The organism is Pirellulimonas nuda (assembly GCF_007750855.1).
Classification (GTDB): domain Bacteria; phylum Planctomycetota; class Planctomycetia; order Pirellulales; family Lacipirellulaceae; genus Pirellulimonas; species Pirellulimonas nuda.
In genome coordinates this window covers 1,016,248-1,038,632 of record NZ_CP036291.1, presented here as the reverse complement: position 1 = coordinate 1,038,632, position 22,385 = coordinate 1,016,248, and the positions used below count along the sequence as shown (strand labels likewise).

Here is a 22,385-nt window from a genome sequence, read left to right as displayed (position 1 = left end):
TCCCGCACTACTCGGGGGACCCCGGCCCCCCGCTCAGGTTTTCATTCCAGCACCAAGTACTCCCTATCATGCCCGAATCGAACCTCTCTATCGGTCAGTACCTCATCCGCCGCCTGCAGGACTACGGCATCGGCCACGTGTTCGGCATCCCGGGCGACTACGTGCTCTCCTTCTACACCATGCTGGAAGAGAGCCCGCTGGAGGCGATCGGCTGCACGCGGGAAGACTGCGCCGGGTTCGCCGCGGACGGCTACGCCCGCGTGCACGGCATGGGGGCGCTGTGCGTCACCTACTGCGTGGGGGGGCTGAGCGTGTGCAACAGCATCGCGGGGGCGTACGCAGAGAAGTCGCCCGTGGTGATGATCACCGGATCGCCGGGCCTGGGCGAGCGGGTCAACAACCCGCTGCTGCACCACATGGTGCGGAACTTCCGCACCCAGCACGACGTGTTCGAGAAGCTGTGCGTGGCGGGCGCCGAGCTCGACGACCCGGCCACCGCGTTCCACGAGATCGACCGGGTGCTAGCGGCCTGCAAGCGGTTCAGCCGGCCGGTCTACCTGGAGATCCCGCGGGACCAGGTGCGGGTGGTCCCGCACGACGCGCCCCGCTTCTTCGCCCCGGAACTGCGTAGCGACCGGCGCGCGTTGGCCGAGGCCGTGGACGAGGCGGCGCGGCGCATCGAGCAGGCCCGCCAGCCGGTGCTGCTGCTGGGGGTCGAGCTGCACCGGTTCAACCTGCAGGACTCCGCGCTCCGGCTGGCCGAGGCGAGCGGCATCCCGATGGCCGCCACCATGCTGGGCAAGGGGGTCGTGGGGGAGCACCACCCGCTGTACATGGGGCTGTACGAGGGGGCGATGGGGCACGAGAAGGTGACCAAGTTTATCGAATCGAGCGACTGCGTCGTGATGCTCGGCACGTTCATGACGGACATCAACCTGGGGATCTTCACCGCAGAACTGGACGTCGCCGACTGCATCTACGCCACCAGCGAGCAACTGCGGATCCGCCACCACCACTACCACGACGTGCTGCTGAAGGACTTTATCGAGGAGCTGGCGGCGCGGAAGCTGCACCGCACCTCGCCGCTGCCCCCTGCCCCGACCGACTGGAACAAAGAGCCGTTCGTGCTGCGGCCGGACGACGCGCTGACCATCACCCGCTTGGTCGACCGGCTCGACGAGCAGCTTCAGGACGAGACGATCGTGGTGGCCGACATCGGCGACTCCCTGTTCGCCTCGACGGAGCTGACCACCCACGGCCGGTCCGAGTTCATCAGCCCCGCCTACTACACGTCGATGGGCTTCGCCACGCCGGCGGCGCTGGGCGCCAGCGTCGCTAGGCCGAACGCCCGGGTGGTGGCGATCGTCGGCGACGGCGCCTTCCAGATGACCGGCATGGAGCTCAGCTCGCTGGTCCGCCGCAAGGCGCCCGTGGTGGTGATCGTGATCGACAACGGCGGCTACGGCACCGAGCGGCTGCTGCACCCGGGCGAGTACCGCTTCAACGACATCCCGGCGTGGAACTACAGCAAGCTCCCCGAGGTGCTCGGCGGCGGCACGGGCTACCGGGCCGCCACCGAAGGCCAGTTCGACGAGGCCCTGAACGCGGCCTGGGCGGACCTGTCGGGCCCGAGCATCATCCACGCCACCATCCCGCGGGACGACGCCAGCCGGGCGTTGCAGCGGCTTGGGGAGCGGATGCAGCAGAATGTGATGGGGGGATAATCGGGGTGTGACGCGGGTAGATCCGGCGCTGATTTGGCGCTGCAATGCTATCCGCGTGATATCACTATGCTATCATTTATACAGATCCCCATATTGACGCTTAGGCGAGGCAATTCCGTGGCAGACATTCTCATCCGCGGGCTTAACCCCAGCACGCTGGACCGACTCAAGCGACGCGCCAAGGCCGCCGGCAGATCGCTGCAGAGCGAGACTCGATTGATCCTCGAAAAAGCGGCTGGGCGCACCCTCGACGAATCGCTCCTCGCCGCCGCCCGGTGGCGGAAAAAGCTAGGCGATCGCGGCGTCGACAGCGTGCAGGCCCTGAACGAGGACCGCGACCGGTGAATCGGTTGGTTATCGACGCCAGCGTCCTGGTCAAGCTATTCATCGAGGAGGTGGGCTCCCGGTCCGCTGCGTTGACGGTCAGGAAAGCCGACGCGTTGTTCGCCCCCGACCTGCTCTGGCCGGAGACGGGCAACATCCTCTGGAAGTACTGCCGCCGGGGTGAGCTTGAGGCCCACGAGGCAGACGCCGTCCTGGATGAGATGCTGCGGATGCCAATCGAAATCGTCGAGGGGCAGCGATTGATCCGGGCCGCGGTGAAGATCGCAACCGCCACCGACCGGACGGCGTACGACTGCCTGTACGTGGCCGCGGCGATCGAGGTCGACGCGACTCTGGTGACGGCAGACGAGCGGCTCTGCCACGCGCTGGAGGGGTCGCCGTTCGCGGAGCGGGTACGGCCGATTGGCAAGAAGTAGGGCGGGTCGGGGTGTGTCTGGTTTGGATGCCGGACTTCACCGCTGCAATCCTGAACGCCTGATTGAGTTCTGGCTGGTTGGTTGTTCAAGCCGTGCCCGGCGTCCCATCCCAGCTCGGTGGCGCCCGGACCTACAAGCCCGCTCCGCCCCGCCCCCCCTGCCCCGCCGCCGGGGGCCGTCCCCGGCCGCTCTTTGGCGGGGTCCCCGTTCGCGCAGCGAATCATCCCCTCTGCGCAGCCACACGCCGATTGCCAGAACCCTGCGTGATGCTGCATAATGCACGGCAGCCAGGGGCCACGGATGACTCGCCCCAGAAACTCCGAGCCCCCGGTGGCCTCGTCGCCGTAATGAATAGTCAGAGCCTGAGTTACGCCGAGCGGCTGTTTGCCGACTATCAGGCGGACACCGCGTCGGTCCCGACAGAATGGCGTCAGTTTTTCCAAGAAATGGAGAACGGCCAGGACTTCGCGTTGACGCCCGCCCACCGCAATGGCAACGGCTCCGGCCAGGGCGTAGCGCCGCCGCCGGCCGCTTTAGCGGCGCCCCCCACAGAGCCGACGCGTCAACCGCCGGCGCCGCATGTCGCCCTGTCGGGCGCGCACACGGACTACGACGAGCGGGGCGAAGACCAACTGAAGTGGGTCGCCCTGCAGGAGCGGGTCGACCAGCTAGTGCGCAACCACCGCGTCCGCGGCCACATCACCGCGCGCATCGATCCCCTCAAGCAGGACCGCCCCTACGCGCCGGAACTCGACCCCGCCTACTACGGCTTTAGCGAGGCGGACCTCGATCGCGTCTTCTCCGTCCGCAACACCGAGGGCCCCGTGCAGCGTCCGCTGCGCGAGATCATCAGCATGCTGCGGACCACGTACTGCCGGTACATCGGCGTGCAGTTCATGCACATCGACGACCTGGCGGTGCGCGAGTGGCTGCAGTTCCGCATGGAGAAGAGCCAGAACCGCATCCAGCTCCGCCGCGACCAGCAGCTCCGCATCCACCGCAAGCTGACCGACGCGGTGATCTTCGAAGAGTTCGTGCAGAAGAAGTTCCTCGGCGCCAAGAGCTTCTCCCTGGAGGGCGCCGAGAGCCTGATCCCGCTCTTGGACATGGCAATCGAACGCGCCGGCGACGAGGGCGCCGAAGAAGTGGTGCTGGGGATGGCCCACCGCGGCCGGCTGAACGTGATGGCCAACATCTGCGGCAAGGACCCGCGGCAGATCTTCCGCGAGTTTGCCGACGTCGACCCCGAGCTGCACGTGGGCCGCGGCGACGTGAAGTACCACCTGGGCTGCTCCAACGAGTTCGTCACCGGCTCGGGCCACAAGCTGCACCTGTCGCTCTGCTTCAACCCCAGCCACCTGGAGTTCGTGAACACCGTGGCCATGGGCCGGCTGCGGGCCAAGCAGGACCACGCCGGCGACCATGATCGCCGCCGCGGGCTGCTGCTGCTGGTGCACGGCGACGCGGCGTTCGCCGGCGAGGGGATCGTGCAAGAGACGCTCAACCTCAGCGAGCTGCCCGGCTACCGCGTGGGGGGCGCCATCCACGTGGTGGTGAACAACCAGATCGGCTTCACCACCACCCCCAGCGAGGGACGCAGCAGCGTCTACTGCACCGACGTGGCGAAGATGCTGCAGATCCCCATCTTCCACGTCAACGGCGAGCACCCCGAGTCGGTCGCCCAGGTGCTGCAGCTCGCGATGGACTTCCGCCGCGAGTTCCAGCGCGACGTGGTGATCGACATGCTCTGCTACCGCCTCCGCGGCCACAACGAGGGGGACGAGCCCTCGTTCACCCAGCCGATGCAGTACCGCGAGATCAACGCCCACCGGCCGGTCCGCGAGAGCTACCTGAAGCACCTGCTGAAGCTCGGCGGCATCAGCCCCGAGGAGGCCGAGGGGATCGTCGCAGAACGCTACCAGCACCTCGAGCGCGAGCTGGCCTCGTCGCGCGCCAAGAACTTTGTGCCCCGCCGCGACATGCTCAGCGGCGACTGGCAGCGCTACACCGGCGGGCCCGAGTCCGAGGCGCCCGACGTCGACACCCACGTGCCGCACGACATGCTGGTGAGGCTGCTCGAAGCCCAGGCGACCTTCCCGGAGGACTTCAAGCTCCACCCCAAGATCGCCCGCGCCACCGAACGCCGCGAAGAGATGGCCCACGGCAAGGCGCCGCTCGACTGGGCGGCCGGCGAGGCGTTGGCGCTGGCGTCGCTGGCGGCCGATGGCGTCCGCATCCGCATCACCGGCCAGGACGCCCAGCGGGGCACCTTCAGCCACCGCCACGCGGTCCTGCACGACTACGAGAACGGCTCGGTGTACATGCCGCTGGCCGAGCTCAGCGACGACCAGGGCCCGGTTGAGATCCACAACAGCCCCCTCTCCGAGGCGGGCGTGCTGGGCTTCGAGTACGGCTACAGCCTCGACTGCCCCGACGGGCTGGTGGTGTGGGAGGCCCAGTTCGGCGACTTCGCCAACGCCGCCCAGGTGGTGATCGACCAGTTCATCGCCAGCGCCGAAGACAAATGGCGCCGCCTCAGCGGCCTGGTGCTGCTGCTGCCGCACGGCTTCGAGGGCCAGGGGCCCGAGCACTCCAGCGCCCGGCTCGAACGCTTCCTGCTGCTGGCGGCCGAGGACAACATCCAGGTCGTCTACCCCTCGACCCCGGCGCAGCTCTTCCACGTGCTCCGCCGGCAAGTGGTGCGCCCCTGGCGTAAGCCGCTGATCGTGATGACCCCCAAGAGCCTGCTGCGGCACAAGCAGTGCGTGTCGTCGATGGAAGACCTCTCCGCGGGGAAGTTCCAACGCGTGATCCCCGACGGCGAGATCGAGAACCCCGCGGCCGTGCGGCGGATCCTGCTCTGCACCGGCAAGATCTACTACGAGCTGCGCGAGAAGCGCGAGCAGCTCGACCGCAAAGACATCGCGATCCTGCGCGTCGAACAACTCTACCCGCTCCCCACCGCGGAGCTGATCGAGTGCCTCAAGCCCTACCACGACGGCACGCACGCCGTGTGGGTGCAGGAAGAACCAGAGAACATGGGCGCCTGGCGGTACCTGCGGATCCGGATGGGTGACCAGCTTTTCGGCCGGTTCCCCTTCTCCGACGTCTGCCGCCCCGCCTCGGCCAGCCCCGCGACGGGCTCGAAAACGTCGCACCAGATGGAACAAGACCACCTCATCGCCGAGGCGCTCGGCGTGTAGACACTAACCAAGTCTCTCGCAGAGGCGCAGAGACGCGGAGAAAATCGTTCACTCAATGTCCTCTGCGTCTCTGCGCCTCTGCGAGAGACTTTACCGTTGGCTCTCCACGGGCCGTAACGAAGGAACATCATGGCAGCAGCTGTAGAGTCGACCGAGGAAGAGGTCGTAGTGCCAGAAGTCGGGGAATCGATCTCCGAGGTTGTCATCGGCCAGTGGCACAAGCAGGAGGGGGACTCCGTGGGGCGTGACGAAGAGATCGTCGAGCTGGAGTCCGAGAAGGCCACCTTCGAGGCCCCCGCCCCGGTGGCGGGGGTGCTGCGACGAATCCTGAAGCAATCGGGGGACACCGCGCAGGTGGGCGAGGTGATCGCGTTGATCGAGCGCGTGCCCGGCGGCGGCGGGTCGGCGGCCCCGGCGGCCAGCACGCCGCCCGCCAAGTCGGCGCCAGCCAAGCCCCCCAAGGCCGAGCGAGCCCCCGCGCCAAAACAGCCCGAGCCCAAGCAGACCGGCGGCGCCGAACCAGCCGTCATGCCCGCGGCCGCCCGGCTGCTGGCCGAGAACGACCTCGACGCCGGCCAGGTCGAGGCGACCGGCCCCGGCGGCCGGCTGCTCAAGGAAGACGTGCTCCGCCACATCGCCGCGCCCCAGCGGTCCACGCCGCCGGCCCCCCAGAAATCAGCCCCCCCCGCGCCGGCGTCGAAGCCCGCGCCTGCCGTCACGGTCCGGCACACCCCCGTCCAGAACGCCGACGCCCGTGAAGAGCGCAGGCCGATGACCCCGCTCCGCCGGCGGATCGCCGCCCGGCTGGTCGAGGCCCAGAAGACCGCCGCGCTGCTCACCACCTTCAACGAGGCCGACATGTCGGCCATCAAGCAGCTCCGCAAAGAACACGGCGACGCCTTTGAGAAGCGGCACGGCGTGCGGCTGGGCTTCATGGGCTTCTTCGTCAAGGCGGCCGTCGAGGCGCTCAAGAGCTGCCCAGAGCTGAACGCCCGCATCGACGGCGACGAGCTGGTCTACCAGAACTTCTACGACATCGGCATCGCCATCGGCATCGAGGGGGGCCTGGTGGTCCCCGTCCTGCGCGACGCAGACCGCCTCAGCTTCGCCGACATCGAGCGCTCCATCGAAGACTTCGCCGGCCGGGCCCGCAAGGGGCAGCTCAAGGTCGACGAGATGATGGGGGGCACCTTCACCATCAGCAACGGCGGCATCTACGGCTCGCTGCTCTCAACCCCCATCGTCAACCCGCCCCAGAGCGGCGTGCTGGGGATGCACACCATCCAGGAACGCCCCATCGCCCTGAACGGCCAAGTCGTCATCCGCCCGATGATGTACCTCGCGCTGACCTACGACCACCGCATCGTCGACGGCAAAGGCGCCGTAACGTTCCTCAAGCAGATCAAGCAAGCGATCGAAGAACCGGCGCGGATGTTGATCGAGGTTTGACGACGGCTAACCACGGAGGCACGGAGGGCACTGAGACGGACTGAGACGAAAGAAAGAAAAGGATGATGAGGAATGCTCTGTGTCTCCGGTTGCTTATCCGCACTCGGAACTGACGGAAAAGATCATTGGCGCCGCGATCGAGGTTCACAAGCACCTTGGGCCTGGACTTTTGGAGTCGGCTTATCAGGTTTGCCTGTGCAGAGAGCTTGCCTCGAGTGGGATTGCTTTCGCTGTCGAAGTACCACTACCAGTTAGCTACAAAGGCCATCTACTGGAAGCTGGCTATCGTCTCGATATCGTCGTAGAAGAGTTAGTCATTCTAGAACTAAAGAGCATCGAACAACTCAACAGCGTTCACGAAGCTCAACTGCTAACGTACCTCCGACTCTCCGGTAAACGAGTAGGCTTGCTCATCAACTTTAATGTTGCCCTCTTGAAAGACGGAATCATACGCCGAGTTGTCTAGCCTCACCCTCCCAGTTTTTTCCTTTCCGTCTCCGTCCGTCTCTGTGCCCTCCGTGCCTCTGTGGTAAATCTAACGTAACGATGCAGCAACACGATCTTATCGTCATCGGCGCCGGGCCCGGCGGGTATGTCGCGGCTATCCGCGCGACGCAGCTTGGGATGGATGTCGCCTGCATCGAGAAGGAACCTAAGCTCGGCGGCACCTGCCTGCGGGTGGGGTGCATCCCCAGCAAGGCGCTCTTGGAATCGAGCGAGATCTACGCCGAGGCGGCCGGCGGCTTTAGCAAGCACGGCATCAAGGTGGGTAAGCTGTCGCTCGACCTCGAAGCGATGCTTAAGCGCAAGGACGGCGTGGTCGATGCGCTGACCAAAGGGATCGATGGCCTTCTCAAGAAGAACAAGATCACCCGCTATCTTGGCACGGGCAGCTTTGCCGGCCCCGGCCGGGTGGATGTCGAAGACGCCGATGGCAAGCGGACCAAGCTCCAGGCCACACACATCCTGATCGCCACCGGCAGCGTCCCCTCAAAGCTGCGCGGCGTAGAGACAGACGGCGACCGCATCGGCACCAGCACCGAGGCGCTCTCCTACCCCGAGGTCCCCAAGCACCTGGTAGTGATCGGCGCGGGGTACATCGGCCTCGAACTGGGCGCCGTCTGGAGCCGGCTCGGCGCCAAGGTGACCGTGCTGGAGTACCTCGACCGCATCCTCCCCGGCACCGACGCCGAGGTGGCCGCCGAGGCGCAGAAGCTGTTCAAGAAGCAGGGGCTCTCGTTCCAGCTCGGGACCAAGGTGACCGGCGTCTCGGTGAAAAAGAACACGTGCACCGTCGAGATCGAGGGCGCGGAGCCCATCGAGTGCGACCGCGTGCTGGTCGCCGCCGGCCGGATGGCCACCACCGCGGGGCTCAACCTCGAAGCCATCGGCCTGGCGACCGACGACCGCGGCCGCATCGAGGTCGACGACCACTTCCGCACCAGCGTCGAGAACGTCTACGCCATCGGCGACGTCATCCGTGGCCCGATGCTGGCCCACAAGGCGGAGGAAGAAGGGGTCGCCTGCGCCGAAATCATCGCCACCGGCCACGGCCACGTCGACTACAACGCCATCCCCAGCGTCGCCTACACCCACCCCGAGATCGCCGCGGTCGGACAGACCGAAGAGCAGCTCAAGGAAGCGGGCATCGCGTACAAAAAAGGCGTCTTCCACTTCCGCGGCAACGGCCGCGCCCGCGCGCTGAACCAGACCGACGGCTTCGTCAAAGTGCTGTCCGACGCCGAGACGGATCGCTTGCTGGGCGTGCACATCATCGGCCCCCGCGCGGGCGACCTGATCGCCGAAGCCGCCACGGCGATGACGTTCCACGCCAGCGCGGAAGACCTGGCCCGTGCGTGTCATGCGCACCCCACGCTTTCCGAGGTGCTCAAGGAAGCTGCATTGGCGGTGGATGGCCGGGCGCTGCACGCGTAGGCCACCGATGGCGAGCCGCCGGCGTCAGCAGCCCGAAGGCAGGGCTAGCGCTGCAATCTGAATAGATGAACGACAACGGGCGACTTTGAGGCCTACGTCTCCAGCATCGCTCGCGCCGACTGGGCGGTTGCTTCGTCCCGACTCGCGAATCAGCCCCACTCGTCGTGGGACACAAACAAGGCGTCCCGCCCCGATGAAGAAAAGACGCCGCAGTCCCAAGAGAAAAGCATCGACATGACGAGGATCGACAGCCCGTCGTCCCGCTCGCAGGGCTCCGACAAGTGCCCTGGCGTTTCGATCAGCGGTCGAGTTTCACCAAGCGATTGTCGAAAGCGGTCGAAGAGCGGAATGTGAGACTCCCAAACCAGCCAATCGTCGAGCCAGTAAAGAGTCGAGGTCTGAGAATCGATGCATGAGAGCAGCTGACGCGTCAGCCAAACCCGTCGGCCAGAATCTTGCGGCAGCACGAAATCGACAGAATGGAATGGCGGCGACTGCAATTCTACCGAACGTGGCTTTGGTCGACCTTCCGGCGGAGAGCTGGGATAACCGCGATCGACGCGCCATTGAACACAAGATTGATCGGACAGGAAGTTCATGGACAGTGGAGCACGTGGCTTCCGGCTAGGTTTCCGATCGTCGCGCTTCCTCGCTCCCCTCAAACACGGCCAGCTCTTCGTGCAGCCGTGCGATCATCTTGCGGACGCCGGCCTTCGTGAAGCCCTTCGATCCGACCGGGTTCGACCGTTGCAGCACCGCAAGACGCTGCTCAAGGTCTCGTAGTTCTTCCTGTGCTTTCTCATACTGGATCGGCGTCGCGATCATAGCGCTACCTCAACTAGTCCCTTTCGTCTGCCGTCGGCCTCGCGCGTCCGGCTGAAAAATTTGATCCATTCCTGCCAGTCCGTCTCGTCTTCGGCCGCGAAAAGCTCTTCCGGGCGGCGCGTCAGCAGCATCTGTTCAAGTTCGGTTGCGCCCTCTGAACCGGTCGCGACCTGCGACTCGAAATCTAAGGGAAGCCAAACGACAGCGTCTACGTCATCTGGTTCCGACTTGGCTGTGATAAAGCTGCCGTCGATGAGCATCCGTTTGGCTTCCACTTCCCGGGCTAACTCAATCCACCGACGCACCCGAAGCACTAGCCGTCGCCGCCGCCCCGTCCCGCCAAATCGAAATGACACCTCGGCTTCCGTCGCGACATAGAGCCCTTCGGGAAGGTAGCCATCGGAGCGGAACTCCGGAATCTGATTCTCGCTTAATTCCATCAATCCCTTCCCGTGACGGCTACTAACGGATAATACCACACAGCGATTTGAAAGAGCTAGCAAGTTCATTCAACAGGCGCGGTCGCCTTGGACATGAATTGACGAAAGCCGGCATTCCGCCGTACACTAGCCATAGAGATATGTCCGCCCCAGAATCAAAAACCGCCCGCCTCGAAGCCCGGCTCCCAGAGTCGGTGTATGACTTGCTGCGCAGCGCGGCGGCCCTGCAGGGGCGTAGCGTTTCCGACTTTGTCGTCAGCTCGGCCCGCGCCGCGGCCGAGCAGGCGATCGCCAACCACGACCTCATCCGGCTGTCGCTCAAAGACCAACAGCGTTTCGCCGAGGCGCTGCTGGCGCCGGCCAAGCCGGTTGCTGCGCTCAAGCGGGCAGCCAAGAACCGCCGTAAGCTGATCGAACCGTCGTGAGCGCGCCCTTCCGCGTCGAGCGGCTTGCGAAACAGCGCCGCGACGGGTTCGACAGCGGCGCCCCGGAACTCGACCGCTACCTATTAAAGCAAGCGGGCCAGGACGAACGCCGGCGCATCGCGGCCTGCTACCTGCTGCTTGAGAATGGCGCCGACCGAGTCGCCGGCTTTTACACGCTTTCGGCTAGCAGCGTTTTGCTCGACGATCTCCCCATCGCGGCGGCCAAGCGGCTTCCCCGCTATCCAAGCGTCCCAACCGCGCGTGTGGGTCGTCTCGCGATCGATCAGGGCTTTCAGGGGAGAGGCCTGGGGGGCGCCCTGCTGGTCGATGCCGTCCAGCGGGCTTGCTCTGCGGGCCTCGGTGTACATGCACTGGTGGTTGATGCGCGAGACGCAACCGCGGCCGCCTTCTACGCTCATCACGGTTTCCTACCCCTCACGGGCACGCCGCGTACCCTGTTCCTCCCGTTGTCAGACGCGGTGCAAAAGCTCGCCGGTCAGTAGGCCTGATGCCGTGGCCCCCCCCGCCGATGGTCGCCTATACTTTCATCCGACCCCGAACCACTTTCTCAGCGCTTTTCTCGTCGGAGCCCTCCGCCATGGCCTCGCGAACACTCCTGTTCGTCCTCCTGCTGCTCGCCGCGTCGGCCGCCTCGGCCGCCACGCACCCCAACGTCCTGATGATCGCCATCGACGACCTCAACGACTGGGTCGGTTGCATGGGGGGGCACCCGCAGGCCAAGACGCCCAACATCGATCGCCTTGCCGCCCGTGGGGTGTTGTTTGAGAACGCCCACGCCGCGGCGCCGCTGTGCAACCCGTCGCGCACCGCGCTGCTCACCGGGCTACGGCCCAGCACCACGGGCGTCTACTGCAACAACGGCTGGTTCCGCGACCACCCGGACTACGTTGACTGGGTGACGCTGCCGCAGTACTTCGCCGGGCAGGGGTACGCCGCCTGGGGCGGGGGGAAGGTGTTCCACCAGCCGAGCGGGCGGATGAGCGACCGGCAGTCTTGGGACAAGCAGTACAGCAATGCGGTCGGCGCCCCGAACCCGCCGGAGCAGCGCCGCTTCCAACACGGCATGCGCGGCAAGTTCACCACCAGTGCGTTCTTTAACAACGCGCTCGACTGGGGGCCCATCGACCAACCGAAGGAGCAGACCGGCGACTGGCAGACCGCCGAGACCGCCGCCAAGCTCCTCTCGCAGGAGCACGACCGCCCCTTCTTCCTGGCGTGCGGCATCTACCGCCCTCACCTCCCCTGGTATGCCCCGGCCGAGTTCTTTGACGCCCACGACCTGGCGGGCGTGACGCTCCCCCCCTACCTAGAGACCGACCTGGACGACGTGCCGGCGATGGGCCGACGCCTGGCGCGGCTCGATTTTCCTGTGATCAAGGCCTCCGGCCACTGGCGCGACGCGGTCCACGCCTACCTGGCCTGCGCGACGTTCGCCGACGCCTGCGTGGGCCATGTGCTCGATGCGCTCGAGGCGGGGCCGAACGCGGACGACACCATCGTGGTGCTGTGGGGCGACCACGGTTGGCACCTGGGGGAGAAGGACCACTGGTCGAAGTTCGCCCTCTGGGACCAGACCAGCCGCACGCCGCTGGTGGTTTACGCGCCGAATGTTTCCGAAGCGGGGGGCCGGTGCGCCAGCGCCGTGAGCCTGATCGACATCTACCCCACCCTCCTCGAACTGACGGGCCTCCCCCCGCGCGACGACCTCGACGGCCGCAGCCTGGCGCCGCTGGTGCGCGACCCGGGCTCGGACTGGCCCTATCCCGCGCTCGTCACTCACTGGAAAGACAACCACGCGGTGCAGGACGACCGCTACCGCTACATCCACTACCGCGACGGCGGCGAGGAGCTGTACGACCACCAGACGGACCCCAACGAGTGGAAAAACCTGGCCAGCGACCCGGCGTACGCCCGGGTGAAGGCCCGGCTCGCCCAGTCGCTCCCCAAGCAGAACGCAGAGCACTTTCAGCCCGAGCCCCCCGAGAACATGTAGCCCCCCCGGGGCGAGCCGTCGGCGTCAGCCGCCGGAGGCTTTGGCGGCAGCGCCCACCCCGGCCACACGGTTGTTTTTCCGAAATCCCTCCGGCGGCTGACGCCGACGGCTCGCCCAAGGATCCGGGCTGTGGCGCCTGGGGCAATCCGCAAGGAAGAATCGGAGATTCCCTTGCAAATTTCCAAAGGCGCAGCTACTCTGCGGAAACCCGAGCCGGGTTATCGTCTTGGCGTTTCTCGCTGACGGCCGGGGGTAGAGGGCGGATTATCTTTCTTTGGGTGGGGGTTGTCTAATGCTTTGTAGACTGGTGCGCGCCGGCGTATTCGCCGCGCTTCTTTTGTTTCCCGCAAGCTCGCTGCTTGCACAGCTCGCTGCCAGCGTCCCGCAGCTCAGCAGCCGCCCCGGCGCCCAGTACACGATCTACTTGAACGTCGCCGGATTCGACTACGACGGCCTCTGGTACGACCACGCCACCGCCCCCGGCCTCACGCTGGGAGTGAACGACAGGACCAGTGCCGAAACCTTCGACGCCGCCGAAGTCGAACAGATCAAGAACATCTGGAGCCGGACCGCCCAGTCGTACATTGGGTTCAACGTCAACGTCACCACCATCGACCCGGCGATTGCTGCTCTCGGCCCCGGCGCGACCGACGCCCAGCGGCAAGCGTACTACGACGCGACCCCGAACCTGATGCACACGGTCGTGGGCTCCCAGATCCGCAACCCGGCCGACTACGGCCCGGGCGAGCTGACCGCGGAGAGCAAGTGGTTCGACGACGGTGCGGACGGCGTTTCGCCCGGCATTGGCGTGGTTGCGGGGGTCGCGGGCGGCCCGGGTCAGCACACCAACTGGATGTTCAGCGAAGCCCAAGCGGGCGCCGCCACGGCGGGTGTGATCAACGGCGACTACATCGGCGCCATCTCTGCCCATGAGAACGCCCACTCGTTCGGCCTCTACCACCAGGGCGACTGGACGGGCTCGACGTTGGTTAACGAGTACTCGCTCGGCGACGACGCCGCGGGCCCCGACCCCGGGACCTACGTCCCCATCATTGGCCAAGCGTCGGACCGTCAGCGCGTCACTTGGCGCGTCGGCGACACCCACCCGGACGACGTGCAGACCGTCCAGAACGACGTCCAACTGATGCTGTCAATCAACGTGGCGGGCAACGGACGCGCGGGCGCCGTCAACCTGCACCTGATCGACGACGGCATCGGCCACTCGCTGGGCGCCGCTACCGAGCTGCCGCTGGTTGGCAGCGTGATTGACGTCACCTCCTCGTCCTCGAAGGGAGTGATTGTGCCGCTGAGCGAGGCGAACCCGGCCCCGATCGGCGCCTCGAATTACACCGAAGACTGGTTCTCCTTCTACACCGACGGCGGCGACGCGATCAGCCTGACCGTGAACAACAGCACCGACTTCTTGACGGCCGGCGTGGCCGACGGCGTCGGCACGCTGCGTAGCACGCTGATGGTGTTCGACGCGATGGGGACCATGGTCGGCATGGGGATGGAGGACGTGAGCACGCTGTTTGTTTCCTACTCGGAATTGCTCGGCGCCGGCTCGTACTTCGCCAAGGTCGGCAGCTTCGGCGGTCACGAGCAAGACTCGTCCGCCTTCAACGCCGCGCAGTACTTTGACATGGGGGCGTTCTTCCTCACCGGCTCCGGCTTCGACGTCGCCGCCGTGCCCGAACCGGGCACGCTGGTGCTGCTGGCGGTGGGCGGACTGGCCCTCGTGCGGCGTCGCCGCAGCTAGGGCATACGCTAATCGACCACTGATCTAGGGCAGGCGTTCCGCACCGCGGGACGCCTGCCTTTTTTTTCGCGCAGGGTGAGCGTTTTCGCGGCCCAACGAGCAAAATCGCCGGTGGCTAAGAATGGCCCGCGCGGCCCCGGATCGATCGGGGATAATGCGGGGATGAAGCCACGAACAACCGCGCAGAGTTTTGTCCCCGAGGTGTCCACCCGAACGTCGATCGCTCCCCCTCCGGTCGGCCGGTCCGCCGAGCCCGCGCAGCGTCACTGCGGAAACCCCGGGGAATACGAACGCGGACTGCCGCAGGGGGAGGGTTTTGTCCGAAAATCGATCCGCCAGCAGCCCAGCAACCGGACAAAACTCGGCGCCCCCAAAAAGCCGCCAAAAACACGACTGCGTGGCCACCGATGCGACCGCGCCGCAGCGGTCCGCCCCTACAAAACAAGCCCGCGGCGCGACTGGACACGTCCGCGTACGCTCCTAGCGCCCGCGGGGCGCCCAGACACCGGCATTCCCGAAGCGGGGCTACGCGTGCGAGCCGGCCAGCATCTCGATGAGCGCGCGGCAGAAGTCCGGCAGGTCGTCTGGCTTGCGGCTGCAGATGAAGTGGCGGTCGACCACCACGGGGGCGTCTTCCCACACCGCGCCGGCGTTTACCAGGTCGTCCTTAATGCCGGGCGAGCCGGTCACGCGGACCCCCTTGTAGACCCCCGCCGAGATGGGGATCCAGCCGCCGTGGCAGATCGCGGCGACCGGCTTGCCCGCGTCCGCGATCTCGCGCACCAGCGACAGCACCTTGGGGTCGCGGCGGAGCTTGTCCGGCATGAAGCCCCCGGGGACCACCACGGCCTGGAAGTCGTCGCTCTTCATGTCGGCGATCGCGACGTCTGCGGCGCAGGGGTAGCCGTGTTTGCCGGCGTAGGTCGCCCCGGCCTTTTCGCCGGCCACCACTACCTCGGCGCCCGCCTCGATCAGCCTCAACCTGGGGTAGAGCAGCTCCAGGTCTTCGTAGATGTCTCCCACGAACGTGAGCACACGGATTCCGGACAGCGGCAGTTTCTGGGGCATGAAGGGGCTCGGGGCCAGTGGATTGAAGGGTCGGGTTACGATCCCGCGAGCGACTCCAGGCACAGGCACGCGGCGGCAAAGGGGTCGTTCTCTCGGCACCGCTCGGCGAGCCTGCCGCACGCCTTGGGCACGGTGCGGGAACTCAGCAACGCGTCGAGCCTAGCCGCAACCCGCGCGCCGGTGAACCGGGCGGGGCGGAGCGAGTCGCCGACCCCCAAGTGCGCGAGGCGCTCGGCGTTGTCGGGTTGGTCGAAACCCATCGGCTGCACCAGGTGGGGGATCCCCGCGGCAAGACCCTGCGAGGTGGTGCCGATGCCGCCATGGTGCACCAGGGCCGCGCACCGCGGCAGCAACAGGCTCAGCGGCACGAACTCGAAGCTGCGTACGTGGTCTGGCAACGGGTCGGGGAGTTGCTCGGCGTACTTGGTCAGCAGCACCCCACGCCGGCCGAGCCTGGCGCAGGCGTCAATGGCGGCCCGAAAGAAGGGCCCCGCGGCGCGGTTGGCGGTGCCCGGCGCGAAAACGATGGGGCGATCGCCGGACGCCAGCCAAGCCTCGACCTCGGCGGGAAGCGGCGGCCGCTGGGCGCCGTCGGCCGGGATCGGACCATCCCAAAACGGAAAGCCGGCCAGGGTGAGGTTCTGGGGCCAGTCGCCCGGCAGGTCTTCCCCCGAGGCGGTCGCAAACCACTCGGGGAAGAGCCCCAGCACGTGGTCGGCCCGGTACCACCACTCGGGGAACACGCGGCCGATCGGCGGGAGGCCTAGCTCAGCACGCAGCAGGTTCAGCGGGCGGCGGACGGTTGGTTCGACCAACAGCTTCTCGCCCAACCAAAACTGGGCGTCCAGCAGCCACTTGGGGGTGCCGCGCCCGACCCAGACCCCGGCGAGCCTTGGCGGCGATTGGCGGCTCCAGAGCGCCATCGGCGCGTACGCCACCGCCACCAGCGGCGTGCCGAGTTGCTCGGAAACGATTCGGCTCGCCATATCCAGCGGGTGGGCGACCAGCACCGCGGGCTCAGACGACGAAGCCACCATGCCGCGGACCTGCTCAACCAGCGGCCGGAGCTGCTGCATCGACTCGCGGAAGATCACCTGCATGCCGCCGCGGGGGCGCCAGAGGTCGGGCTCCTGCGTCAGCCGGAGGTACTCTGCTTCGGTAGAGAAAGGGGCGAGCGTCAGGCCGGCCGATTCGACATTGCTGCGGAAGTACGGGTTGGCCAGCAGCGTGACGCCGTGGCCGCGGCGCTGCATCGCGGCGCCCAGGCCGATCATCGGGAAAACGTCGCCGTAGCTTCCCAGGCCGGAGAGGATGAGGCGCATGGGTGCGTCGCGGTTGCCTGGGGCGTGGGCGTGACCGAAGATAACTAGAATAGAGGACGGGCTCGGAAAGAGAAGTGTATGCCTTCTCGGCTGAGCGTTCGACCGCCGGACACCACGGACCGATATACATGCCGCTTCCTAACAGCACCGGACCCGACCGAGTTCCCGAAGACGACGGCGACGACTTCGAGTTGATGGCCGACGACGAGCCAGCGCCCCGCGCCCCCGACCTGGCGCCGACCCGCCCGCCGGCGGACGCGTGGCTGGACGCCGACGCAGAGGATGGCGACGAGTACGAGCTGGAGGCCCCCGACCAGGCGATCATCGAGGGAGAACGCTTACGCGCCGAGCACGACATCCGCAAAGCGTCTGCCGCGATCGACATCAACGACGCCTATAAACGGCTGGAAGACGACCCGCTGAACCTTCCCGACGAGGGATTCCAGTACCGGTTCCAGATCAAGCACCTGCTGATCGCCACCGGGCTGATCGCGGTGTTTATCTCGCTGGCCAAGCTGCAGGGCGCCGCGGTCGCGGCGATCACGCTCACCTTCATGCTGCTGGTGACGGGGCACCTGTACATCTCGTGGCAGGAGCGGGCCCGCGAACGGCGGGCGGACCGCATGCGCCGGGCCGACCGCATCCGCCGCCAGGGCGTCGCGGACGGGCTGAGCGAAGCCGAGATCGAGGAAGAGATCGGCGAAGAGTTAGACGACGAGCCGGACGAGAAAGTGCCCGTCCGACTTCAGTTCTCGCTGAAGCACCTGATGATCGCCATGACGGTAACGCCCCTGCTGCTGGGGCTGATCGTCGTGACCGGCGGCGCCCAGGTGCTGGCGATGCTAATCGGTCTGGTGGCCCTGGCGGGGCTGATCGCCAACGTGCTGGGCTACGAGCCGCCGCCTAACGTGGCGATCGGCTGGTGGGGGCTGCTGCTGGTGTACGTGCTGTACAGCGTGGTCGCCCCCGCGTTGTCGACGGGGTGAGCCCCGCCAACACGAGGTCCGGTTATCAAGGAATCCTTCCCTTTTTCAGGCGCCCATTTGGAACCGACCCCTACCCGGGTTATGATACCAGCCCCCGCTTCCCACCCGATTGACCGCGACGAAGAGCCCTGCCATGGCCAAGAAGAAAGCCGCCACCAACGGCGCAGCCAGCGCCCCCGCCCCCACGACCAAAGCCCCGGCAAAGAAGGCGCCCAAGAAGGCCGCCGCCAAGAAGCCCGCGGCCAAGCCGGTAGCGGCCAAGGAGAAGGTAGCCAAGGCGCCAGCGGCGCCGGCGATTTCGACCGAGCAAATCGGCGACGCCGCGGGGCACGTCTGGGGCGCCCTGGCGGACCAAGGCCCGCTGACCCTAGCGGCCCTCAAGCAGGCCTGCCCGGTGTCGGCCGAATTGGTGCTGGCCGCGGTGGGGTGGCTCGCCCGCGAAGACAAGCTCGCTTTCGAGACTTTCGGCCGCACGATGAAGGTGAGCGTCCGCTAACGCCCGATGACCCCCCCGGGCGATCGCGAACGAAAGCCGTTGCTGCACCCGCGCGACCAGTGGGTGTTGGCCTCGCTGACATGCCTAGCCATCGCCAGCATGGCGTGGTGGTGGGCGGCCCGCGGCGGACTGCGTGGCGACCTGGTAGATATCGACCACGCCGGGCCGCTTCGGTACGCGTTTGTAGTCGACGTGAACACGGCGGACTGGGGGGAGCTGGCTCAGCTCCCCAAGGTCGGCCCGGTGCTAGCCAAGCGGATCGTCGCGACACGCGATCAACACGGTCCGTTCCGATCGGCGGAAGACCTGCAGCGCGTGCCGGGCATCGGCCCACGCACGCTGGCGGGAGTGCGGCGCTACCTGGCGCCCCTCCCGGACGACGAGATGGTGGCTGCGCGTTAGCGACTCGGACCCCGGACGACCCCCATGCGCATCACCATCCTCGACGGCCACCCCTCCGCGTCGAGCTTTTGCGCCGCGCTCGCACGTCAGTACGAGGACGGCGCAGCCGACGCGGGCCACGAAACGCGCCGGATCGCGGTGCGCGAGCTGGACTTCGACGCGACGCTGCACCGCGGGTACGACCGCAACCAGCCGCTCGAGGCGTGCTTAGCCCAGGCCCAAGAAGACATCGCTTGGTGCGAGCACCTGGTGGTTGTGTACCCCGTTTGGTGGGGTTCGACGCCGGCGCAACTCAAGGGATTCTTTGACCGTACCCTCCTGCCGGGCTTCGCGTTCAAGTTCCATGAGAAGGGGCCCTGGTGGGACCGCCTGCTGGCCGGCAGGAGCGCAAGGATGATCCTCACCGCCGCGACCCCACGCTGGTACGGCCGGCTCGCGTACGGCGACGCGCCGGTGCGATCGCTGCGGGGAATGGTGCTGGGGTTTTGTGGGTTCAAGCCGATCCGTGTTGCGTATTTCGGCATGGCCGAGGCGGTTTCCGATCACCGACGCGAGGGCTGGCTCGCCAAGGTTCACAAGATGGGCGCCGCGGGGCGCTGAACACCGGCTGGCATCGCCCCTGGACGACAGATTTGTTCTACTAGAGGCCATCGACCGGCGACTGGTTTCCGCGACTGAATGAGGCGTTCTGATGCAGATCCTTCCTCCCCCGCTCCCGAGCTGGGATGGCATCCACCCGTTGGTGGTTCACTTCCCCATCGCCCTGCTGATGGTCGCGCCGCTGTTTGTGCTGCTGGGCATTCTGTTTCCACGCCGCGGGTTCTCGATCGGGGCGCTTGTGCTCATGGTGCTGGGGACGGCCAGCGCCTGGGTCGCGACGAGTTCCGGCGAAGCGGCCTACAGCGTGATGGACCAGACGATGTCGATGGACGACTGGGAACTCTACGAAGAAGCCGACTTCGCCGCACAGGCGCATGGCGAACAGACAGAGCTGGCCCGGAATATCTTCACCGGGTTGACCGTGTTGTACGCCATTGTGCTTGCGACGGGCTCGCTCTCGTCGGGTTGGCGTGGGCGCGTCATCCCACAGTTGGCGGTTCTGCTCGTTTGGGCGCCGTCGTTGGGCTACTTGGCGAACGCGGCGCATTCTGGAGGCGAGTTGGTTCATCGCTTCGGCGTGAAGGCCCTGCTTCCCGAGGAAGAACCAGTCGAAGCAGATAGCGAAGCAGATGACGCAGCCGACGATAGCGAAGCAGAAGAGGCCGAGCAGCCGGCCGAAAGCCCGGCTGAGCCGCCGGAGTCGCCGCCGGAGTCGCCGGCGGCAGAGTCCGTCGAAGAAAGCGGATCGGAAGGCGCCGAAACGCCGGCAGAGGCCGCCGCGGAACCGGCGCCAGCTAGCTGAGAGTCTCGGCCGGTCCTCGCGTCCCACGCGCGGGTAGGCTGGGTTCCGGGCAACCGCCCCCTATAATCGCTGAATGCCTCAATTCCAGCTCCACAGCGAATTCCAGCCCGCGGGCGACCAGCCAGCGGCCATCGAGCAGCTCGTCGCAGGCCTCAAGAGCGGCCGAGACCAGCAGGTGCTGATGGGGGTCACCGGCAGCGGCAAGACGTTCACCATGGCGAACGTCATCCAGCAGCTCCAACGCCCGACGTTGGTGCTGAGCCACAACAAGACGCTCGCAGCCCAGCTCTACGGCGAGTTCCGCGACTTCTTCCCCAACAACGCGGTCTCGTACTTCGTTAGCTACTACGACTACTACCAGCCCGAGGCGTACATCCCCCAGCGGGACATCTACATCGAGAAAGACTCTTCGATCAACGAAGAAATCGACCGCCTCCGCCTGGCCACCACCAGCAACCTGGTGAGCCGGCGGGACGTGATCGTGGTGGCGAGCGTTTCTTGCATCTACGGCCTGGGGTCGCCCGAGGACTACAAGGCGATGATGGTCGGCCTGACAGTCGGGGACGTGGTCGACCGCGACGAGGTGCTCGCCCGGCTGATCGATGTGCAGTACGAGCGGAACGACCTCGACCCGCAACGGGGCAAGTTCCGTGTGCGGGGAGACAGCGTTGAGGTGTGGCCCGCCTACGAGGAGTTCGCCTATCGGATGGAGTTTTGGGGGGACGAGGTTGAAAAGCTCAGCATTATCAACCCGACATCTGGGCAGGTCATCGACACTCTCCAGCAGATCTACATCTACCCAGCCAAGCACTTTGTGTTGCCCGAGGAACGGGTCGAGGCGGCGGTTCAGCGGATCCGCTTTGAGTTGGCGGATCGGCTCGAACTGTTCAAGTCACAAGGCAAACTGCTCGAAGCCCAACGCCTGAACGCCCGCACAAGATACGACATCGAGATGCTGCTAGAGATGGGCTACTGCCCCGGCATCGAGAACTACAGCGGGCCCCTTTCCGGCCGGCCTTCTGGCGAGACGCCGTCTACGCTCTTCAACTATTTCCCGGACGACTACCTGCTGTTCATCGACGAGTCGCACGCCACCGTCCCGCAGATCGGCGCCATGTACAACGGCGACCGGAGCCGGAAAGGGACGCTGGTGGAGCACGGCTTCCGCCTACCGAGCGCGCTGGACAACCGCCCGCTGAAGTTCGAAGAGTGGCGGGCCAAGGCCAAGCAGGTGGTCTACGTCTCGGCGACTCCGGCCGACTTCGAGCTGGAGCAGTCCGGCGGCGAGGTGGTAGAGCAGATCGTTCGTCCCACGGGGCTGCTGGACCCCGTGATCGAGGTCGTCCCCGCACGCGGCCAGGTCCCCCACTTGCTCGAAGAGATCCGTAAGCGCGCCGCGGTGGGCGAACGAACCTTGGTTACGACCCTCACCAAGCGGCTCGCCGAAGACTTGTCTCATTACCTGTCAGAACAAGGGGTCAAGTGCAAGTGGCTGCACTCAGAGCTGGACGCGTTCGAACGGGTCGAGCTGCTGCGTGACCTGAGGCAAGGACTGTTTGAAACATTAGTGGGAGTCAACCTGCTCCGCGAGGGGCTCGACCTCCCCGAAGTGTCGCTGGTGGCAATCCTCGACGCAGACAAGGAAGGCTTCCTAAGGAGCGAAACCTCGTTGATGCAAACGATCGGTCGGGCGGCCCGGAACGTGAACGCGAGGGTCATCCTCTACGCAGACAAGGTAACCGGCAGCATGCAGCGGGCGATGGATGAAACAGATCGACGCCGGACGCTGCAGCAAGAGTACAACAAAGAGCACAATATCACGCCCGAAACGATCAAGAAGGCGATCCGCATGGGGATCGAACAGGAGGCGTCTGCCCACGCCCGCGCAAACGCCGCGGTTGGTCGCAACGACGAGACCCGCTACGTCACCGAGGAGTACATCTCCGAGCTGGAAAAAGAGATGTACGAAGCAGCCGACCAGATGGAGTTCGAGCGGGCCGCGACCATCCGCGACCGTATCGGCAAGATGCGCGAAAGCATCGGCCAGAGCGTCGACGCGGTCGAGAGCCAAATCAAGAAGGGGGGGTCGAAGCGTGGGCGGAAGGGAAAGGGTGGCGCACGGGTTCCGAAACCGAACAAAGGGGTTTAGCCGCAAATGGTTCCCACCTCAAGCA

Annotated in this window: 22 protein-coding genes; 17 read left to right on the top strand and 5 right to left on the bottom strand. The window is 66.2% G+C overall.

From position 1 onward, the window contains the following. Positions 1-68: 68 nt before the first annotated feature. From Pla175_RS04445 to lpdA, 7 genes are all read left to right on the top strand, one after another. Positions 69-1,724: an alpha-keto acid decarboxylase family protein gene (locus Pla175_RS04445; protein ID WP_145281489.1), complete on the top strand. Its 1,656-nt coding sequence runs from the start codon at positions 69-71 to the stop codon at positions 1,722-1,724. Positions 1,725-1,841: 117 nt separating this feature from the next. Beyond that, a complete protein-coding gene (locus Pla175_RS25805; protein WP_197527265.1) occupies positions 1,842-2,069 on the top strand; it encodes a FitA-like ribbon-helix-helix domain-containing protein in 228 nt (75 codons plus the stop codon). Then, positions 2,066-2,485: a type II toxin-antitoxin system VapC family toxin gene (locus Pla175_RS04440; RefSeq protein ID WP_197527264.1), complete on the top strand. Its 420-nt coding sequence runs from the start codon at positions 2,066-2,068 to the stop codon at positions 2,483-2,485. Before Pla175_RS25805 ends, Pla175_RS04440 begins: the two co-directional genes overlap by 4 nt. 347 nt (positions 2,486-2,832) lie before the next feature. Next, positions 2,833-5,688 (top strand): 2-oxoglutarate dehydrogenase E1 component, encoded by a 2,856-nt coding sequence (locus Pla175_RS04435; RefSeq protein WP_145281487.1) that lies wholly within the window; start codon positions 2,833-2,835, stop codon positions 5,686-5,688. Positions 5,689-5,817: 129 nt separating this feature from the next. Continuing rightward, a complete protein-coding gene (gene odhB / locus Pla175_RS04430; protein ID WP_145281486.1) occupies positions 5,818-7,137 on the top strand; it encodes a 2-oxoglutarate dehydrogenase complex dihydrolipoyllysine-residue succinyltransferase in 1,320 nt (439 codons plus the stop codon). A 79-nt stretch (positions 7,138-7,216) separates the two neighbouring features. Beyond that, the gene (locus Pla175_RS04425) at positions 7,217-7,603 is read left to right on the top strand and encodes a GxxExxY protein (RefSeq protein WP_145281485.1); all 387 of its coding nucleotides are present in this window, start codon (positions 7,217-7,219) and stop codon (positions 7,601-7,603) included. 80 nt (positions 7,604-7,683) lie between these two features. Further along, on the top strand, positions 7,684-9,072 hold the full coding sequence (lpdA, locus tag Pla175_RS04420; RefSeq protein WP_145281484.1) for a dihydrolipoyl dehydrogenase: 1,389 nt from the start codon (positions 7,684-7,686) through the stop codon (positions 9,070-9,072). A 149-nt stretch (positions 9,073-9,221) separates the two neighbouring features. On the opposite strand, the gene Pla175_RS04415 is transcribed toward lpdA, so the two are convergent. Genes Pla175_RS04415 through Pla175_RS04405 form a run of 3 tightly spaced genes read right to left on the bottom strand, consistent with a single transcriptional unit; the run spans position 9,222 to position 10,337 of the window. Beyond that, entirely contained in the window at positions 9,222-9,671 is a 450-nt protein-coding gene (locus Pla175_RS04415) for a hypothetical protein (protein ID WP_145281483.1), read from the bottom strand. A gap of 25 nt (positions 9,672-9,696) precedes the next feature. Continuing rightward, entirely contained in the window at positions 9,697-9,897 is a 201-nt protein-coding gene (locus Pla175_RS04410; RefSeq protein WP_145281482.1) for a hypothetical protein, read from the bottom strand. Continuing rightward, positions 9,894-10,337 carry a DUF6932 family protein gene (locus Pla175_RS04405; RefSeq protein WP_145281481.1) on the bottom strand — a complete coding sequence of 148 codons (444 nt, stop codon included), beginning with the start codon at positions 10,335-10,337 and terminating at the stop codon, positions 9,894-9,896. The genes Pla175_RS04410 and Pla175_RS04405 overlap by 4 nt, the downstream gene beginning before the upstream one ends. A 140-nt stretch (positions 10,338-10,477) precedes the next feature. On the opposite strand from Pla175_RS04405, the gene Pla175_RS04400 reads away from it, so the two are divergent. The 4 genes from Pla175_RS04400 to Pla175_RS04385 all read left to right on the top strand — a co-directional run bounded on the left by Pla175_RS04400 (position 10,478) and on the right by Pla175_RS04385 (position 14,535). Beyond that, positions 10,478-10,762: a type II toxin-antitoxin system TacA family antitoxin gene (locus Pla175_RS04400; RefSeq protein ID WP_145281480.1), complete on the top strand. Its 285-nt coding sequence runs from the start codon at positions 10,478-10,480 to the stop codon at positions 10,760-10,762. Next, on the top strand, positions 10,759-11,265 hold the full coding sequence (locus Pla175_RS04395; RefSeq protein ID WP_145281479.1) for a GNAT family N-acetyltransferase: 507 nt from the start codon (positions 10,759-10,761) through the stop codon (positions 11,263-11,265). Before Pla175_RS04400 ends, Pla175_RS04395 begins: the two co-directional genes overlap by 4 nt. A gap of 95 nt (positions 11,266-11,360) precedes the next feature. Next, positions 11,361-12,776 carry a sulfatase gene (locus Pla175_RS04390; protein WP_145281478.1) on the top strand — a complete coding sequence of 472 codons (1,416 nt, stop codon included), beginning with the start codon at positions 11,361-11,363 and terminating at the stop codon, positions 12,774-12,776. Between the two features lie 292 nt (positions 12,777-13,068). Next, the gene (locus Pla175_RS04385) at positions 13,069-14,535 is read left to right on the top strand and encodes a PEP-CTERM sorting domain-containing protein (protein ID WP_145281477.1); all 1,467 of its coding nucleotides are present in this window, start codon (positions 13,069-13,071) and stop codon (positions 14,533-14,535) included. Positions 14,536-15,060: 525 nt separating this feature from the next. On the opposite strand, the gene Pla175_RS04380 is transcribed toward Pla175_RS04385, so the two are convergent. Together Pla175_RS04380 and Pla175_RS04375 are read right to left on the bottom strand one after the other, a co-directional pair. Continuing rightward, positions 15,061-15,603, bottom strand: a complete 543-nt coding sequence (locus Pla175_RS04380) for a type 1 glutamine amidotransferase domain-containing protein (protein ID WP_145281476.1) — start codon at positions 15,601-15,603, stop codon at positions 15,061-15,063. Between the two features lie 35 nt (positions 15,604-15,638). Next, a complete protein-coding gene (locus tag Pla175_RS04375; protein WP_145281475.1) occupies positions 15,639-16,925 on the bottom strand; it encodes a glycosyltransferase in 1,287 nt (428 codons plus the stop codon). Between the two features lie 128 nt (positions 16,926-17,053). Here Pla175_RS04375 and Pla175_RS04370 point away from each other — a divergent pair, with 128 nt between their 5' ends. The 6 genes from Pla175_RS04370 to uvrB all read left to right on the top strand — a co-directional run bounded on the left by Pla175_RS04370 (position 17,054) and on the right by uvrB (position 22,360). Next, complete coding sequence (locus tag Pla175_RS04370; RefSeq protein ID WP_145281474.1) at positions 17,054-17,911, top strand: hypothetical protein; 858 nt, start codon at positions 17,054-17,056, stop codon at positions 17,909-17,911. A gap of 133 nt (positions 17,912-18,044) precedes the next feature. Next, positions 18,045-18,407 (top strand): winged helix-turn-helix domain-containing protein, encoded by a 363-nt coding sequence (locus Pla175_RS04365; RefSeq protein WP_145281473.1) that lies wholly within the window; start codon positions 18,045-18,047, stop codon positions 18,405-18,407. Between the two features lie 6 nt (positions 18,408-18,413). After that, a complete protein-coding gene (locus Pla175_RS04360) occupies positions 18,414-18,809 on the top strand; it encodes a ComEA family DNA-binding protein (protein ID WP_145281472.1) in 396 nt (131 codons plus the stop codon). A 24-nt stretch (positions 18,810-18,833) separates the two neighbouring features. After that, positions 18,834-19,409 carry an NAD(P)H-dependent oxidoreductase gene (locus tag Pla175_RS04355; protein ID WP_145281471.1) on the top strand — a complete coding sequence of 192 codons (576 nt, stop codon included), beginning with the start codon at positions 18,834-18,836 and terminating at the stop codon, positions 19,407-19,409. A 91-nt stretch (positions 19,410-19,500) separates the two neighbouring features. Next, the gene (locus tag Pla175_RS04350; protein ID WP_145281470.1) at positions 19,501-20,211 is read left to right on the top strand and encodes a DUF2231 domain-containing protein; all 711 of its coding nucleotides are present in this window, start codon (positions 19,501-19,503) and stop codon (positions 20,209-20,211) included. Positions 20,212-20,284: 73 nt separating this feature from the next. Further along, entirely contained in the window at positions 20,285-22,360 is a 2,076-nt protein-coding gene (gene uvrB, locus Pla175_RS04345) for an excinuclease ABC subunit UvrB (RefSeq protein WP_145281469.1), read from the top strand. The last annotated feature ends 25 nt before the right edge of the window (positions 22,361-22,385 follow it).

What these genes read in the sequence shown, in the direction of transcription:
- Pla175_RS04445 (WP_145281489.1), top strand. Translation starts at nt 69, where the DNA reads ATGCCCGAATCGAACCTCTCTATCGGTCAGTACCTCATCCGCCGCCTG.
- Pla175_RS04435 (WP_145281487.1), top strand. Translation starts at nt 2,833, where the DNA reads ATGAATAGTCAGAGCCTGAGTTACGCCGAGCGGCTGTTTGCCGACTAT.
- odhB (WP_145281486.1), top strand. Translation starts at nt 5,818, where the DNA reads ATGGCAGCAGCTGTAGAGTCGACCGAGGAAGAGGTCGTAGTGCCAGAA.
- lpdA (WP_145281484.1), top strand. Translation starts at nt 7,684, where the DNA reads ATGCAGCAACACGATCTTATCGTCATCGGCGCCGGGCCCGGCGGGTAT.
- Pla175_RS04415 (WP_145281483.1), bottom strand. Translation starts at nt 9,671, where the DNA reads ATGAACTTCCTGTCCGATCAATCTTGTGTTCAATGGCGCGTCGATCGC.
- Pla175_RS04410 (WP_145281482.1), bottom strand. Translation starts at nt 9,897, where the DNA reads ATGATCGCGACGCCGATCCAGTATGAGAAAGCACAGGAAGAACTACGA.
- Pla175_RS04405 (WP_145281481.1), bottom strand. Translation starts at nt 10,337, where the DNA reads ATGGAATTAAGCGAGAATCAGATTCCGGAGTTCCGCTCCGATGGCTAC.
- Pla175_RS04400 (WP_145281480.1), top strand. Translation starts at nt 10,478, where the DNA reads ATGTCCGCCCCAGAATCAAAAACCGCCCGCCTCGAAGCCCGGCTCCCA.
- Pla175_RS04390 (WP_145281478.1), top strand. Translation starts at nt 11,361, where the DNA reads ATGGCCTCGCGAACACTCCTGTTCGTCCTCCTGCTGCTCGCCGCGTCG.
- Pla175_RS04385 (WP_145281477.1), top strand. Translation starts at nt 13,069, where the DNA reads ATGCTTTGTAGACTGGTGCGCGCCGGCGTATTCGCCGCGCTTCTTTTG.
- Pla175_RS04380 (WP_145281476.1), bottom strand. Translation starts at nt 15,603, where the DNA reads ATGCCCCAGAAACTGCCGCTGTCCGGAATCCGTGTGCTCACGTTCGTG.
- Pla175_RS04375 (WP_145281475.1), bottom strand. Translation starts at nt 16,925, where the DNA reads ATGCGCCTCATCCTCTCCGGCCTGGGAAGCTACGGCGACGTTTTCCCG.
- Pla175_RS04370 (WP_145281474.1), top strand. Translation starts at nt 17,054, where the DNA reads ATGCCGCTTCCTAACAGCACCGGACCCGACCGAGTTCCCGAAGACGAC.
- Pla175_RS04365 (WP_145281473.1), top strand. Translation starts at nt 18,045, where the DNA reads ATGGCCAAGAAGAAAGCCGCCACCAACGGCGCAGCCAGCGCCCCCGCC.
- Pla175_RS04360 (WP_145281472.1), top strand. Translation starts at nt 18,414, where the DNA reads ATGACCCCCCCGGGCGATCGCGAACGAAAGCCGTTGCTGCACCCGCGC.
- Pla175_RS04355 (WP_145281471.1), top strand. Translation starts at nt 18,834, where the DNA reads ATGCGCATCACCATCCTCGACGGCCACCCCTCCGCGTCGAGCTTTTGC.
- Pla175_RS04350 (WP_145281470.1), top strand. Translation starts at nt 19,501, where the DNA reads ATGCAGATCCTTCCTCCCCCGCTCCCGAGCTGGGATGGCATCCACCCG.
- uvrB (WP_145281469.1), top strand. Translation starts at nt 20,285, where the DNA reads ATGCCTCAATTCCAGCTCCACAGCGAATTCCAGCCCGCGGGCGACCAG.